The organism is bacterium, from assembly GCA_021371935.1.
Taxonomy (GTDB): Bacteria; Armatimonadota; UBA5829; order UBA5829; family UBA5829; genus UBA5829.
The window spans coordinates 56,816-72,278 of sequence record JAJFVF010000019.1 but is presented as its reverse complement, the minus strand read 5'-3'; the positions used below and the strand labels follow the sequence as shown (position 1 = coordinate 72,278).

Annotated in this window: 15 protein-coding genes; 2 read left to right on the top strand and 13 right to left on the bottom strand. The window is 52.1% G+C overall.

Going from position 1 to position 15,463, the window contains the following annotated elements; translation table 11 throughout:
- Positions 1 to 9 precede the first annotated feature (9 nt).
- Both tsaE and tsaB read left to right on the top strand, forming a co-directional pair.
- Positions 10 to 474: a tRNA (adenosine(37)-N6)-threonylcarbamoyltransferase complex ATPase subunit type 1 TsaE gene (gene tsaE, locus LLG46_12715; protein ID MCE5324160.1), complete on the top strand. Its 465-nt coding sequence runs from the start codon at positions 10 to 12 to the stop codon at positions 472 to 474.
- A complete protein-coding gene (tsaB, locus tag LLG46_12710; GenBank protein MCE5324159.1) occupies positions 468 to 1,175 on the top strand; it encodes a tRNA (adenosine(37)-N6)-threonylcarbamoyltransferase complex dimerization subunit type 1 TsaB in 708 nt (235 codons plus the stop codon). The genes tsaE and tsaB overlap by 7 nt, the downstream gene beginning before the upstream one ends.
- Before the next feature lie 303 nt (positions 1,176 to 1,478).
- Here tsaB and ftsZ read toward each other — a convergent pair whose 3' ends face one another.
- From ftsZ to LLG46_12645, 13 genes are all read right to left on the bottom strand, one after another.
- Positions 1,479 to 2,570: a cell division protein FtsZ gene (ftsZ, locus tag LLG46_12705; GenBank protein MCE5324158.1), complete on the bottom strand. Its 1,092-nt coding sequence runs from the start codon at positions 2,568 to 2,570 to the stop codon at positions 1,479 to 1,481.
- Positions 2,571 to 2,672: 102 nt separating this feature from the next.
- Complete coding sequence (gene ftsA / locus LLG46_12700; GenBank protein MCE5324157.1) at positions 2,673 to 3,908, bottom strand: cell division protein FtsA; 1,236 nt, start codon at positions 3,906 to 3,908, stop codon at positions 2,673 to 2,675.
- Between the two features lie 79 nt (positions 3,909 to 3,987).
- Positions 3,988 to 4,341, bottom strand: a complete 354-nt coding sequence (locus tag LLG46_12695) for a small basic family protein (GenBank protein ID MCE5324156.1) — start codon at positions 4,339 to 4,341, stop codon at positions 3,988 to 3,990.
- Entirely contained in the window at positions 4,341 to 5,108 is a 768-nt protein-coding gene (locus LLG46_12690; GenBank protein ID MCE5324155.1) for a DUF881 domain-containing protein, read from the bottom strand. Before LLG46_12690 ends, LLG46_12695 begins: the two co-directional genes overlap by 1 nt.
- Positions 5,109 to 5,132: 24 nt before the next feature.
- Entirely contained in the window at positions 5,133 to 5,936 is an 804-nt protein-coding gene (locus LLG46_12685; GenBank protein ID MCE5324154.1) for an FtsQ-type POTRA domain-containing protein, read from the bottom strand.
- A 72-nt stretch (positions 5,937 to 6,008) separates the two neighbouring features.
- Positions 6,009 to 7,064, bottom strand: a complete 1,056-nt coding sequence (locus tag LLG46_12680) for a D-alanine--D-alanine ligase (GenBank protein MCE5324153.1) — start codon at positions 7,062 to 7,064, stop codon at positions 6,009 to 6,011.
- Positions 7,058 to 7,960: a UDP-N-acetylmuramate dehydrogenase gene (gene murB, locus LLG46_12675; GenBank protein ID MCE5324152.1), complete on the bottom strand. Its 903-nt coding sequence runs from the start codon at positions 7,958 to 7,960 to the stop codon at positions 7,058 to 7,060. Before murB ends, LLG46_12680 begins: the two co-directional genes overlap by 7 nt.
- A complete protein-coding gene (gene murC, locus LLG46_12670) occupies positions 7,957 to 9,321 on the bottom strand; it encodes a UDP-N-acetylmuramate--L-alanine ligase (GenBank protein MCE5324151.1) in 1,365 nt (454 codons plus the stop codon). Before murC ends, murB begins: the two co-directional genes overlap by 4 nt.
- A gap of 47 nt (positions 9,322 to 9,368) precedes the next feature.
- Entirely contained in the window at positions 9,369 to 10,445 is a 1,077-nt protein-coding gene (gene murG, locus LLG46_12665; GenBank protein MCE5324150.1) for an undecaprenyldiphospho-muramoylpentapeptide beta-N-acetylglucosaminyltransferase, read from the bottom strand.
- Positions 10,333 to 11,577, bottom strand: a complete 1,245-nt coding sequence (ftsW, locus tag LLG46_12660; protein MCE5324149.1) for a putative lipid II flippase FtsW — start codon at positions 11,575 to 11,577, stop codon at positions 10,333 to 10,335. The genes murG and ftsW overlap by 113 nt, the downstream gene beginning before the upstream one ends.
- 108 nt (positions 11,578 to 11,685) lie before the next feature.
- The gene (murD, locus tag LLG46_12655; protein ID MCE5324148.1) at positions 11,686 to 13,077 is read right to left on the bottom strand and encodes a UDP-N-acetylmuramoyl-L-alanine--D-glutamate ligase; all 1,392 of its coding nucleotides are present in this window, start codon (positions 13,075 to 13,077) and stop codon (positions 11,686 to 11,688) included.
- A gap of 17 nt (positions 13,078 to 13,094) precedes the next feature.
- Positions 13,095 to 14,081, bottom strand: coding sequence for a phospho-N-acetylmuramoyl-pentapeptide-transferase (gene mraY, locus LLG46_12650; protein MCE5324147.1), 987 nt, complete (start codon positions 14,079 to 14,081; stop codon positions 13,095 to 13,097).
- Positions 14,074 to 15,444, bottom strand: a complete 1,371-nt coding sequence (locus tag LLG46_12645) for a UDP-N-acetylmuramoyl-tripeptide--D-alanyl-D-alanine ligase (GenBank protein ID MCE5324146.1) — start codon at positions 15,442 to 15,444, stop codon at positions 14,074 to 14,076. The genes mraY and LLG46_12645 overlap by 8 nt, the downstream gene beginning before the upstream one ends.
- Positions 15,445 to 15,463: the final 19 nt, after the last annotated feature.

Genomic DNA, 15,463 nt, shown 5'->3' with positions numbered 1-15,463 from the left:
GGGTGTTACGTGAGAATTACTATTCACACAAATAGTGCCGAGGAGACGATGAATCTCGGCGAGAGATTGGGAAAGATACTGCACCCGGGCGATGTCCTGGCGCTTTTCGGCGATTTGGGCGCCGGAAAGACAACATTCACAAAGGGAATCGCCAGAGGTCTCGGGCTTGCCGACGACGTACACAGCCCCACATTCACACTTATACACGAACACATCGGCCCTACACCGCTCTATCATGTCGACCTCTACCGGCTTGAAACTGAGGCAGAAGTGGATTCTCTCGGGATTGAAGAATATATATACAGCGAGGGAATAACCATCATAGAGTGGGCGGACAGAATGAAATCAATGCTGCCGCCGGAGAGACTGGACATCGAACTGAAAATGACGGGGGATAATGATCGGGAAATGATACTCGAGACGACCTCGCCCAGGCTGCAGGCCATCATCGAGGAGATATGTGAGAAATGCTGACAATCGCAATAGATTCATCACAGGATATGTGCACGCTCGCTCTTGGGCAAAAATCACAATTGCTTGCCGAATACCACTTTCATCACAAGATGAGTCTGCTGCGGCGGCTTGTTCCAAATATCGAAATGATGCTCTCCGATGCGGGTCATAAGCCTCATGACCTGGAAGCTGTAATCGTCTCTCTTGGACCGGGGTCATTCACCGGCCTTAGAATCGGTATTACAACCGCAAAAACGCTTGCATGGACGCTCGGAATACCGATAGTGGGCATGCCCACACTCGACGCGATAGCCATGGGCGCAGCTGATACCGCCGTTGAGATTATTTGCCCTATGATCTTCGCACGCGCCAGCGAAGTATATTGGACACTGATGGACTCCACTGCTGATGTGCGTCTGGCAGAATATGGCGTCTCGCCGATATCCGACGTAATGGTCGAAGTCGAAAAAAGAGGCTTGAAAGCATGTTTTTGCGGCACGGGAGCTACCCGCAATGCCGAAAAAATACGGCACAAATTCGGCAATGAGGCTGTCGTCACAAAACCGTGGACAGACTTCGCACGTGGCGCTGCACTGCTTGAACTGGGTAATAAGCGATTGAGCGAGGGGCATGTTGACGATGCATTCACGCTTACACCGATGTATATACGCAAGCCCACGCCTGTTGTGAAGCTGGAAGCAGGCGAACTTGATAACAACTGATTTCATTGCTGCTGTCAGATAACAACTTCGGGGTTCGGAGATTGTCACTTATCAGATAAAGGAATTCTTTTTCGTGCGCGATCAGATATCGCGCCCGAACATGCACCTACTATTATTGGGATTCGGAGATCGCCACCTATCAAACGAGACTAAGGCTCGGCAGGAGCCTCGCCCTCCCCCTAACCGTAGTAATAAAGCATCCCCGCCGCAAGCAGCGGGGTATTAGACCCAAAGAGATGAATAAATAAGGCCCGGGATTCAAATCCCGGGCCATCATACTATTGACTGCAATATTGCTATTGCTTATCTTCTGCGAAGGAATGCGGGAATATCCAACTCACCTTCAGGAAGCAGAGTCGAATCCACACCGAGAGAAGCTGACGGAGTTGGAGGAACACCCTCACCTACAGCAGCCATCGCCTTTGCCTCGGCCATCTGGTGGCGTTCCTGACCATCGAAACCTGTAGCAAGAACAGTTATGCGAACTTCATTGTGCATGGACTCGTCTATCACTGTGCCGAAGATAATGTTCACATCCTCCGTATCGCACGCCTTATAGACTATGTCGGCGGCATCATAGACCTCGGAAAGGGTGAGATCGGGTCCGCCTGTGATGTTTATCAATACACCGCGCGCACCGTCGATTGTAGTCTCCAGCAGTGGACTTGCGCAGGCTATCTGAGCGGCATGTGCAGCCTTTTGCTCGCCGCTGCCGAAACCGATGCCCATAAGGGCAGTGCCCTGATCCTGCATGATCGCTTTTACATCGGCAAAGTCTACGTTTATCATACCTGGGATTGTAATAATATCGGATATGCCCTGCACGCCCTGGCGCACGACATCGTCAGCCACTTTGAATGCATCGTTGAGAGTTGCCTTTTTGTCCACGACATCCAGCAGGCGGTCATTGGGAATGGTGATTAGAGTGTCGACCCGGTCCCTAAGATCTTTGACGCCTCCGTCGGCTACTCGTGCTCTGCGCGGACCCTCGAACCCAAACGGCCTGGTGACGACCGCAACCGTCAGAGCGCCCATCTCTTTGCTCATCTCCGCAATGACAGGTGCAGCGCCGGTGCCGGTGCCGCCGCCCATACCCGCAGTTATGAACACCATGTCGGCTCCCTCGAGCAGCCGCCTTATCTCTGGTTTGCTCTCCTCGGCGGACTCACGACCCATCTCAGGATTGCCGCCCGCACCAAGACCCCTTGTAAGATTCGCGCCGAGCTGGAGCTTACTTCTGGCGGCAGATAGCTCAAGTACCTGAGTGTCGGTATTCATTGCCAGAAAGTCAACTCCGGTGAGACCGGCATCTATCATTCTGCCTACGGCGTTCATGCCGCCGCCGCCGACACCAATTACCTTGATTTTTGCATAACTGTCGTCCGAATTATTCATTATTACGACCCAGCTCCTCTCGTCGCTATAAAATAAAATAAATTTTTAATGTGGCCAACTGCAAAAGGCCGGTGTTTCACTGAAATAACCCCGTCCTGGGATTCAGCGTCTTGCTTTGCCGAACTTGAACATGTCAAGCAGGCTCTGTTTAAGTGTAGCGCTTTTTTCTTCTTGCCGCAAGTCCGAATGCTGTTTTGCGGCAAATAAAACCAGCCCGACGGCTGTCGTGTATATCGGGCTTTGCACAGTGTCGCTCAGACCGCCTATGTTTCGCGGCAGGCCGAGCCTTATCGGCATACCCAGTATGTTTTCGGCAAGCTCGACCGTGCCCGGCATTTGGCAGCCGCCGCCCGTGAGGACAGTGCCTGCGGGGAGCAGTTCGATATAACCGGACTTTATCAACTCCTCGCGGACCATCTGGAAAATTTCCTGCATCCGAGGCTCGATTATCTTGGCCAGAATCTCACGCGGCAGTTCGGTAGGCGACTCCTCGCCGAGGCTGACTATCTCGAACGAATCTTCCGGCTCGATCATGCTCACAGTGGCAGTGCCGTACGTGATCTTGGCCTTTTCGGCCTCTTCCTGCGACGCGCGCAGACCCACAGCTATGTCTTTGGTGACATGGTTGCCGCCGACCGGAAGCACAGCCGTATAGAAAATTTCTCCGTTAACAAAAACAGCGACATCAGTGGTGCCGCCGCCTATATCGATCAGAGCCACGCCCAAGTCCTTTTCCGCCGGGATTATTGCGGAGTGGCTGGTGGCTATCGGCTCGAGGACGGTCATGTCGGTCTCAAGACCGGCGCGCTGCACACACTTTGCGACATTGTCCAAAAACGAGGTCGAACCAGTGACTATATGGGTCTCGACTTCCAGCCTGCTGCCGGACATCCCCACAGGGTCCTTTACGCCGTCCTGGCCGTCGAGAGTGAAATCGCGCGGGATAGAATGTATGATCTCACGCTCGGGAGGCAGCACGATAACCTTGGATGCCTCGACCACACGATCCACATCAGACGGCGTGACCTCTCTATCGGAACTGGATATCGCAATTACCCCGCGGCTGTTGAGCGAAGATATATGCTCACCGGTCACACCGACTACCACAGATTTGATGGAAACCATGCCTCCCATCTTCTGGGCTTTATCGACGGCGGAACGTATCGCTTCGGTGGTGGAGTCGAGATCGACCACAACACCCTTGCGCAGCCCGTTGGACGGTGTCAGACCAACGCCGATGACATCTGCGCTCTGGGCATCAAGGTCAACCTCGGCCAATACGCAGCAGGTCTTTGTGGTTCCAATATCAAGACCCGCAATGAATTCTTTTCGGCTCAATGTGTTCTCCCAAAGGGTGCCGGGTATCGGGTTCCAGGTTCCAGATTCAGACACCCGACACCCGAAACCCGAAACCTATTTACGTTTCTTTTTTTCTGTTAATGCTGGTCTGAGTCAGCCAGTAGCGGCGAATCAGGGAAAGATTCAAGAACACTCTCCATCCCAAGACAACTACCGCCGCCATATATATGTCCACACCTATCTGGTCACCAAGATAAGCCAAACCGGCGGCCAGGAGTGTGTTCATGACAAAACCGGATATGAAGATGTCGTCGTGAAACTTGCCCTCTATACCGGCTCTTACACCGCCAAAGACGGAATCCAGACCGGCAAGTGTCGCCAGCGACAAATATGCCGCAAAATCTGACGGCACCCTGATAGGCGCCCAATAAATTGTAAAACCAAGCGCTAAACCCACTAAGGGCAGCCAAATCATCTTTCTCTCCGAATTACTTTAGCTTTTTCTTTTGAAGCGGCAACCGGCTGTGCCACACTAAAACGCGTGCTTCCGGCATACGCAGGGACCAGTATATCCTGCTGCTTCCTTACTTCGACCATATCAAGCAAAAACAGTGCATCCGCCACACCGCCCGGCAGTGTCAATGCCTTGTCCAACACGCTCTGTTTGCCGATTGCCTTTATGACATATGGCGGAGCGACCTGGACTGAATTAACCAGCACCACCGGTCCCACACACCGCACTGATGAATTGGCGATTAGCCGCTGATCGTTGATCGCAATGGCCTCTGCACCTGAAGCAAAGAGTTCATCGACTATCGCACGCAAATCCGTGTCATGAACGACATAGTTCTCTATGACATCCGCCCGAGTCTCGGTTGGGTCGAGCTTCGGACTGTCATGCAGCGTAACCACTATCCCCGAACCTCGAACAGCAACCGTGCCCGCAAGCATCTTAGACTCATTCAGGGTCTGCTCCAGACTCTTTGCGCTCGTCAGCCCAGCAGCCTGCTGCTTGGCAAGGTCTTCATTCCGCTGCTTATATTCAGCAAGTTCCTTGCGAAGCTGCAAATTCTCCTGCTTTGTGGCGCTGAACGCCGCACGCAGAGCAGGCAGACGGTTGGGCACGCCTTCGTTTGCTGCCTGCTTCTGAGTCTTTAGAGAGAGCGCAAGCAGCATGCCAAGGACTATGCAAAGCGCGGTAACTTGAAAGACCCACGTCTTGCCCCTATCGGATGACATTAAGATCGACATTTTAATTGACTGTCACGACGCATTCTGCGCGACCACCTTCGGCTTCCATACGGGAGCACTGGGACAGCTAAGGTCTATGTATATCGCTTCCCTTGCAAGAGATGGACGGTATTCGAGCGCGCTTTGCAGCAGTGACATCTTCCTCGATATATCATCAGGCTGACCAAGCTTGACGTAAAAACCACTGACCATATTTAAGCATATATCACCGTCATGGTCAATGGAAATTTTGTCGACTTTGAGCTTCTTTACTTTTGCTATTTTTACAATATCAAGCGCACAGCAGACCTGGTCCGAGTTCGCAATCTTGCCCGGCTGCAAAACTTGAAAGTCTGAAATTTTTATCAAAGGTATTCCGCTTACAGGACGATCAACCCTGTGAAACATTAACCCGTCATCCTGCATGAGCATACGTTTTGTGCCGTCGGTTACGACTGCATCCGGCTTGCGCTCGGTCACCTGCACCCACATCTTGTCCGGAAAGTCTCTGCCTATCTTTACGGACTCGACCTCATTGAGCACCATTATTGCCGAACACACCGAACTTTTTCGCACACTGAGGATATTCTTGCCATACATCGAGTCGGCATACTTTTTAACCAACTGCTTGTCGCACATGCCGACGCCTTGTATGTTGACGTTCTTCACATCCAGATTGGGTGTTCGGAATGCATACGTGATCGCACTCGACAAGACCACCGACATAAAAAAACAAGATATTATAAGCCGGTAATTCGGTCTTTTTCGGTTGCGAGACGGTTTTCTTACCAAACGTTCACCGCGCCGAGCACTCGACTTTGTTGTGGTATGCCTCACCTTTGAGAACCCCCGTTTTGGATGTTAGAAGTTAGAAGTAAGAGGTTAGAGACCCTCACCTCAGCTTCACCACTAATTGTCTTCCAATGCATAACCTATCAGCATGTCAAGCAGCCGAACAAACGATATTCCTGCCGCAGATGCCGCCTGAGGCAGCAGGCTGGTGGGCGTCATGCCCGGAATCGTGTTTACTTCCAGCACATGCATGCCGTCTGCGTTCATAATGATGTCCGTTCTGGACACTCCACGGCAGCCCAATGACTTGTGAGCTAAAAGCGCTATTTCCTGCGCCTTTGCAGAGGCTTCAGCGCTGATCCTGGCGGGCACTATCTCTTCAGTGGCGCCGGGAGTATATTTGGCCTCATAATCATAAAATCCCTTGGCCGGGACTATCTCAACCACCGGCAGCGCAAACGGTTCGTTGTTGCCCAGCACGCCGACTGTAAGTTCTGTGCCCTCGACGAACTTTTCGACTATTATCTGGCTGTCATAGGAGACAGCCTGGTTAATTGCATTATTCAACTCTTTCGGTGAGATTACCTTCGTCATTCCGATAGTCGATCCCTGGCGGCTCGGCTTTACAATTACCGGATAGCCCATCTTTTCAACCCCAGAAGCAATAGCGGCCTCATCCCATTTGCCGTTTATGCAGCAGAAATCTATCGAAGGAGGCACCGGCACGCCGTCTATCGCCAATACTTTCTTGGCCATGGACTTGTCCATCGCCAAAGCGCTGGCAAGCACACCAGAGCCGGTATACGGAATTCCCAGCAGATCGAGGAAACCCTGGACCGTACCGTCCTCGCCGAACTTGCCATGAAGCGCTATAAAGACTACATCAGGACGCATACCTGATTTTTCGCCGGCTATCTCCTGCATGGAAACCAGTTTGTTTGCGTTGGCAAGCGCTGCACCTGCGTCAGCTACTGCCTGGACCTCTGTCGAAGCGCCCTGCAGGCACTGCCGCCTGGAACCGGGTATCATGGCTGAATCAACACCGATTGATTCGTATTTATCTGCGTCGAGAGCCTCCAGTATTTGCTTGCCTGTCGATAATGAAACGCCACGCTCAGAAGACAAACCGCCCATCATCACAGCGACTCTGATCTTTGAATTCCGTTCTACCATTGCCCTACTCGTCTAACCTCGTATTCCAAATCTATTCCTTGTATATCTTTGACTAACTTTCTGACCTTTTCCGCCAACACAAACAGATCTGAGGCGGTGGCGTTGTGTGCATTCATGATAAAGTTTGAGTGGATTTCTGATACAACAGCCCCACCCTCTCGCATGCCTTTGCACCCCGCTCCTTCTATCAATTTACCTGCGCTAAGCCCCGTGGGATTCTTAAAAAAGCAACCCGCGCTCTTGCCCTGAGGTTGAGTCTCGGCACGGTGCTTTCGCACGGCATCCAGATTGGACGCAATCGCTGTGCCGTCGCCGGGCTTCATCTTGAAAACCGCATATGTGATAATCAATGACTTATCATATTGGAAGCGGCTGTTGCGATAGGTGAAGCCGCATTTGTCTTTTGACAATGCGATTTTCTCGCCTTTATCTGTGACTGCACGGATTCCCTCAGTGACTTCATCTATATAGCCCCTATGGGTTCCGGCGTTCATGACAATGGCTCCGCCTACGCTGCCGGGGACTGTCCCGACACCCTCCAACCCGCTCAAGTTATTACTCGCTGCTGCATCGGCGACCTTTGATATGCGAGCAGCAGAGCCTGCAACTATCCGTCTGCCCTGGACTGTAATACTCGAAAATTCTCCGCCCAGCTTAATCACAATCCCGCGAATGCCCTTATCGGAAACCAGCAGGTTGGCTCCGTCGCCTATTACTATCCAGGGCAATTCATGCTCAGATATGTATAGCATTAAGGCTGATAGTTCGTCTTCTGTCGGCACTTCCACAAAGTAATCTGCAGGTCCGCCGACGCCAAGGGTAGTATACGACACCATCGGCTCGTTCTCGACTACACGACCCGATGCTATATGCTTCAGCTCCTCAATAGTGCTCACGACGCACTCCTTGAACTAAGCTGCTCCGCAAGGCTCTCGCCTACAGTGCGAACATCACCTGCGCCAAGGACAATGACCATATCTCCGCTCTTGAGCTTATCTGCCAGTTCGTCTGCGATAGTGCCTTTATCGGGAAAATAGTTTACATTGACGTAACCGTCTATGTGCATTCGGTCAACTATATTCTCCGCACTTACTCCCTCCATAGGCAGTTCGCGCGCCGCATATATAGATGTGATAACTACATGGTCGGCAAGGCTGAGAGATTCGGCAAACTGTGCGCAAAAATCGTGTGTCCTGGAATATAGATGCGGCTGGAAGACTGCAATAATCCGTCTGCCGGGATATGCTTTGCGTGCCCCTGAGAGAGTCGCCTTTATCTCAGTCGGGTGGTGGGCATAGTCATCGACCACCATTATATTGCCGTCGTTATAAAGGACCTCGAACCGGCGGCCTGTCCCACTGAACTCGGCAAGCCCGCCCTGGATCGCGTCAAAGCTCACACTTATCTCAAAAGCTACGCCTGCAGCGGCAAGTGAATCCAGCACATTTTGAATGCCCGGAACGCCTATTGTCACGCTGCCGAGAGTATTGCCGCCGCGAACAAGCGTATAAGTCGGCTTCGGTTTATTTATTTCAATATCGGTCGCAAGCAGATCGGGCGAACCAGTGGTGCCGTACCAGATCACTTTCTTCTTGCAGCCGTCCAAGATTTTGCGCACACGAGGCTCATCCGAACATGCGACCACTTCGTCCGAGTCGTCTACAAACTGGCAAAAAGCCCTTTCGACCGCATCAATTGTCTTGTAATAATCGAGATGATCTGCCTCGATATTAGTTATCACAGAAATTGACGGCTTCAGATGCAGAAATGAACCAAATGCCTCGCAGGCCTCGGTCACTATGACCGATCCGTCGCCTATGCGGACGTTGCCGCCCGCAGACTTCATATCGCTGCCGAAGAGGACTGTGGCGTCTATCGCGGCATAGTCCAGGATCGAACCGATCATTGACGTCGTGGTGGTTTTGCCATGTGTGCCCGCAACGCCGACGCGGTGTTTATATGGTTCCATTATATGGCCCAGGGCAACCGGGCGCTCCATCGTCGGAATTCCACGTTTGATCGCCTCGGCAAGCTCGGGGTTATCCGGTTTGATCGCGGCATTGTAGACCACAATATCCGCGCCATCCACATTCTTCGGTGAGTGACCGATACTGACCTTGATCCCAGACTCGCGCAGTCGCAGTGTGTTGGTGCTCTCCTGACGGTCTGAACCGGTGACAGTATGACCCTGCTCGTGCAGGATCTTGGCGATGGCGCTCATGCTTACACCGCCGATTGCTATGAAATGATAGTGCAAAGTGAGACTCCATTATGAGTTGTGTGTTATTGAGTTACGAGTTCATTTTAGTCGGCGATTTCGATTGCTGTCTGCGCTACGCTTTTTGCCGCGTCTATCTTCGCCAATGATGCGCTGGCATCGGCCATCTTTTTCAACTTGTCAGGTGATGACCTCAGATCGGACACTATACTCGCCAGTCCGTCTTTTGTAATCGACCCCTCTTCGCACATAATTGCAGCGCCACTCGAGGCGATGCACTGGGCATTGCGCTTCTGGTGATCGGCAAATGCATATGGATAAGGCACCAGAATGGACGGCAGAGCAGCGGCAGTTATCTCTGCAATCGTCGATGCGCCGCTGCGCGATATTACGAGATCGGATGCGGCTAATGCCGTGGGCATATCAAGATAGGCCTCTATCTTATATAAGTCCGAACCTGCAGACGCACACTGGTCGTAATTACGCCTGCCGACCTGGTGAATGATCTGTGTATTGCCGTTATCGATTGCTGGCCACATGTCCATCACAAGCTCATTGAGCTTTTTGGCTCCCTGACTCCCGCCGACAACAAGAATCGTATACAAATTCTCTTTCAGACCGAGTTCACGACGGGCAGTCTGTTTGTCCTTGAGCGATGCGAATTCACTTCTGATCGGCATGCCGGTCATGACGACCTTATCCTTAGGTAAATACGCAGCAGAACCATCAAATGTTACGCATACTTTGCTTGCCAGACGGGATAGCCAGACGTTTGTTCGCCCTGGAACCGCGTTCTGCTCATGGATTATGAACTTGCAGCCAATAGACTTCGCCGCCAGAAGCACCGCAGCAGTCGTATATCCGCCAGTACCGATCACAACGTCCGGCCCAAAGTCTTTGAGTATTCGTCTTGCCCTGATTACACCGGCAAGCAATTTACCGAACGAAGCCATGTTTTTGAGCGAGATAGACCTGGTCAGAGGCGCGCTCGGCACAGCCATAAACGGTATTCCTGACTGCCCGGCAATAGACCCCTCAGGACCATGCGAGCTACCGACGAACAGCAGCTCTACTGCCGGATCGAGATCGCGAAGAGCTTGACCCACGCTTATTGCGGGATATATGTGACCGCCCGTGCCCCCGCCCGTCAATACTATTTTCATACAGTTCTCGTTCTTCCAGTTCTACGTTTACCTGCCGTGAAACAGACAGCAGCAGCCCGGCAGCAATCAGCATTGATATAAGTGATGAACCGCCATAGCTGATAAACGGCATCGGCACACCCGTCGCCGGGATCGACGCGCTCACAACAGCAACGTTGATGAGCGCCTGCATCCCGATTATAGAGCTGATTCCCACGGCCAGCAGATTGCCGTATGTGCTCTTGGACCTGCGCGCTACGTCCAAGCCGCGATAGGTCAAAAACAAAAATGCACCCAGCAGCAGCACGCATCCGATCAGACCGGCCTCCTCGCCAAGGGTGGCCATGATGAAGTCTGTCGAAGCCGCAGGTATATAAAGCTTTTCGCGTCCTTCACACAGCCCGACACCCGTCAGGCCGCCAGTGCCCAATGCAAGCAGCGAATGAATCACCTGATAGCCGTCGCCGTATGGGTCTCTCCAAGGATTGAGCCAGACCCATATCCTTTGTAGTCTGTACGGCTCAAACAGCACCGCCAGACCCGCAAGTCCACAGCCGCCAGCAGCTATACCAAACAGATGGCGCTTCTTTGCACCAGATGCATATAACATTATAAAACATGCGAAAACGATTGTGATCGCTGTGCCCAAATCAGGCTCGATAAAAATCAGCCCGGTTATTGTCGCAACAACAAATACTGGTGCTGTCCAATCGCCGTTTATTCGCCTGACGAGCAGCTTTCGCCTGGCAAATATGCCGCCGAGATACATCACTAGCGCCACTTTTGCAATCTCAGAGGGCTGCAGATTGAATGGACCAATGGGTATCCAACGGTATGCACCGTTGACCTTGTGCCCGACCCCAGGAATCAGCACCGCTATCAGCAGCGCGATGGAAACCAAAAGAAGCGGCGCCGTCCATTTGATGAGGCTTTGAAACCTCACCTGCATGACCAGACACATCAGAGCAATACCTATTGCGGCAAACATGAATTGGCGCTTGAGCATGTACCAGATGTCGTAGTTTGCCCACTTGGCATCGCCCATCTTGCCGTAACTGGCGTCGAAAACAAGCAGCATTCCGGCGATAAGCAACACAATCACCGCCGCCAACACGCCTATATCCGGCACTGCAAGCCTAGCTTCCTTTCGCATCCTGCTTCTCCCTTCTCCACAGATCAGCTTGGGAATAATTATCCCTGTGCTCAGGCCTCCAGGTAAGATACCTGGAGGCATATCAAAACTTTCTAACTTTCTAACTTTCTAACTTTTTGACTTTTTGACTTTTTGACTTTTTGACTCGACTAGCTCTTTGAACACCTGACCTCGATGCTCGAATGAGTCGAACATATCGAAACTGGCACACGCAGGAGTCAGCACGACAACATCCCCCGGCTCGGCCAGAGCTTGCGCTTTATCTACAGCGTCCTGCATGGATTCCGCTCGTGAGACCGCAGTGTAACCCACTTTATTGGCAGCAGACTCAATCAGACCCGCATCAGCACCTATCAATACTATGTGCTTCGCCTTGCGTTTAAACGCTTCAGCCAGTGGAGTATAATCGAAACCTTTGTCTTTGCCTCCGGCGATAACTATCTGAGGCTCGTCTATAGCCTCGACAGAACGGACTGCCGCGTCTACATTCGTGCACATCGAGTTGTTGATATACTCCACGCCGTCTATCACCGCGACGGGCTCTAGACGGTGCTCGACAGGTTTGAATTCCCTAATTGCCTTAAGAATACTGTCAGGCTTTACACCCATAGCAATCGCTGCGCATGACGCCGCAAGGACGTTCTCAACATTGTGCTCGCCGTGAAGCGGTATATCCGAACGTTTGCAGACAAAATGCTCCATGCCGCCTAGTTTTACAATAAGGTCGTCACCGCGCACAAAACCACCCTCAGCCACCTCCGATTTGCGGGCGAACCTGAGCACATGACCTTTGAGGTTCGGCGAAAGTGATGCAGTAAACTCATTCTCCGCATTTATGACCGCATAGTCACTTTCCGACTGGTTCTCGAATATTCGCGCCTTTAGAGATGCGTATTCCTCCACACTTGAATGGCGGTCAAGATGGTCCGCAGACACATTGAGCAGCATTGCTACCTTTGGCTTGAACGAACTTATCCACTCCAGTTGAAACGTGCTGATCTCTGCCGCAATTACGCTCTCTGCGCTCGCCTGGTAGGCTGCTGTGACCAGTGGTAGCCTGATATCTCCCGCAACTACGTTGCCCGCAATGTATGTATCCCGACCGTCGGCCATCATGATTTTGCCGGTGAGGACTGTGGTTGTCGTCTTGCCGTTTGTGCCGGTAATTGCAATAATCGGAGCCTTTGAAAGCCTGTATGCCAGCTCTATCTCTGCTATGACCTCTACGCCGCGCCTTTCGGCCTCGGCAAAAACCTGCATGCTCTTCGGCACGCCTGGACTTGGGATAAGCAGGTCGATGCCGTCGAGATCGACATTATCGGTTCCTGCCCTCACCTCAGCACCTATCTTTGACGCAAAACCAATCGCGTCCGAAAGCTCGGACGGGTCCTTTTTATCATATATCACGACACGCGCGCCCAACTGCCGCATTGCTTCGGCGGCAGCCAAGCCCGTCCGCGCCATACCTATTATTGCTATCGATTTACCTTTGTAGTCCAAAATATCAGCTCTCATAATCATTGCATAGGTCTGTAGCTTATAGTATATAGAATGGCCATGGATGCGCACATTATGCCGACTATCCAGAACCGTATAACTATTTTCTGCTCAGGCCAACCAGCCATCTCAAAGTGGTGATGCACAGGGCTTTTCAGAAATACACGCTTGCCCGTGCCTGTCGTAATCCGCGTAAATTTGAAAACAGCCCACTGCAGTGCTGAGGACAAACCGTCCAATATAAAGACCAGACCAGCAATAATCAGCACCATCTCGAAGTGAGTTATAATGGCTATAGCTGGCAATACTGAACCGATGGCGAGAGAACCGGTGTCTCCCATAAAAACCTTGGCCGGGTTTGCGTTATACCATAGAAAGCCGATGCAGGCTCCCATCAACCCGAGTAAAATGGCAGTAAAGCCATCCCACCCCGCAAGGAAAGCCACCATAGGGAAACATGCCGCCACGGCAAGACCGCTGACCAAGCCGTCCAAGCCATCAGTGATATTCACGAAATTCGCCATGCCCGCAATAAAGATGACTGCAAATACCTGATACCAGATGCCGGAGAGAATTGTGTAGCCAAACGCCGAAAGAGTCATGTCATGGCCAGTTACAGACATCCAATACACAAACCCGGCTGCAAAGAGTATCTGCAGAGCCGCTTTGGGCTTGCTTGAAATTCCGCGCACACCCTTTATCGGACGAACTGTGAGGTAGTCGTCGACAAAGCCCAAAAAGCAATATGCGAACATCAAAGCGAGCACTACTGTCAGGTCAGGGTTATCCTTTCGAGTTGTGGACAGATATGGAACAAGTCCGACCAGCACACCAAGCAATATTATCAGACCGCCCATGGTGGGTGTGCCCGCTTTAGCCTGATGAGACTGAGGACCGTCTTCGCTGATCTTCTGACCCATCTTTACGCGTGCCAGTATTTTTATAATAAATGGCCCGATGACAATGGATACTGCAAACGCCAATGGGAAAGCATACAACTCAGGCACCTGTCAGACCCTCCACAACCCGTTCCATCCTCATTGCACGCGAACCTTTGACAAGCACCACGTCGCCGTCCTTGACCTTGGATGGAAGCTCGCGCGCGGCAAGCGAACTCTCATCGAACTCGCTGACAGCACTTACCGGCATACCGGTGTCTATCGCACCTCTCGCGATGAGTTTTGCAAGCTGACCGACAACCACGAGCATGTCCACACCAGTCTCTTTCACCGCTCTTCCGATCTCCATGTGAGCATCAATGGCATGGTCGCCGAGTTCGAGCATATCGCCGAGCACAGCTATCTTTCGTCCGCCCTCCATCATCGCAAGGGTCTTCAAAGCGCTGTTTACAGATGCAGGACTGGCATTATATGTATCGTCTATCACTACCACGCCGCGGCGAGTCGGGATCACGTTCGATCTCTTTTCGGGAGCCTTATAGCTTCCAAGCGCATTTTGCATATAATCGTGCGGAATCTGCATTACCTCGCCGACCGCTATCGCAGCAAGCGCGTCCTTGATGTTGTGTTCACCCGGAACCGGAATCCGCACATCAAATGAACCGCTGGGAGTGCGCACCTCGAATGCACAGCAGCCTTTGGAATCGAGACCTGCTGAGGCGGCGCTTATATCGGCCTTGGGGTTCTCACCGAACGATATGACCCTGCACTTGGCGCGTTTTGCCAGATATTCATAATAGTCATCGTCCGCGTTGAGGATCGCTGCGCCGTCGGTCGGCAAATAATCCAGTATCTCGCCCTTTGCATTGGCGATGGCATCCATGCTGCCTAAAAGCTCAATGTGAGACATATGTATATTGGTAATCACACCGATTGACGGTTTCGCAATCCTGGCAAGATATGTGATTTGACCCGCGCCGCGCATGGCCATCTCGACCACGGCAGTTCTGTGCTTGGGCGAAAGCTCGAAAAGTGTGAGTGGCAGGCCGATCTCGTTATTAAAATTGCCTGCGCTCTTGAGGACAGTGCCGTTGGCTGCCATTACCGCGGCTATCATCTCTTTTGTAGTTGTCTTTCCAACGCTGCCTGTGACGCCGATCATGGTCGGAGAAAACTTTGCGCGATAATACGCAGCCAGATCGCCGAGAGCAGTCAGTGTATCATCCACCCGGATAGCCAGGCACCGCGCCTCGACTTTGCGCGAGACGACAACTCCCGATGCGCCCTTACTCAGAGCATCCGCGAGGAACTTGTGCCCCTCGGAGCTTTCACCCGTGAGGGCAAAAAATAGATCGCCGGGTTTGATGGTGCGGGTGTCGGTGCTGACTCCGGTGATCTTGGTATTCGGATCGCCCGAAAGCAGTTCGCCATTCACCGCCTGCACAACTTCTTCAGCTTTTATTGTCTGCATATTTGCCTGCCTGCATTTT

Coding starts and splice junctions, on each gene's coding strand:
- tsaB (MCE5324159.1), top strand. CDS start 468: ATGCTGACAATCGCAATAGATTCATCACAGGATATGTGCACGCTCGCT.
- ftsZ (MCE5324158.1), bottom strand. CDS start 2,570: ATGAATAATTCGGACGACAGTTATGCAAAAATCAAGGTAATTGGTGTC.
- LLG46_12690 (MCE5324155.1), bottom strand. CDS start 5,108: ATGTCATCCGATAGGGGCAAGACGTGGGTCTTTCAAGTTACCGCGCTT.
- LLG46_12680 (MCE5324153.1), bottom strand. CDS start 7,064: ATGGTAGAACGGAATTCAAAGATCAGAGTCGCTGTGATGATGGGCGGT.
- murG (MCE5324150.1), bottom strand. CDS start 10,445: ATGAAAATAGTATTGACGGGCGGGGGCACGGGCGGTCACATATATCCC.
- ftsW (MCE5324149.1), bottom strand. CDS start 11,577: ATGCGAAAGGAAGCTAGGCTTGCAGTGCCGGATATAGGCGTGTTGGCG.
- LLG46_12645 (MCE5324146.1), bottom strand. CDS start 15,444: ATGCAGACAATAAAAGCTGAAGAAGTTGTGCAGGCGGTGAATGGCGAA.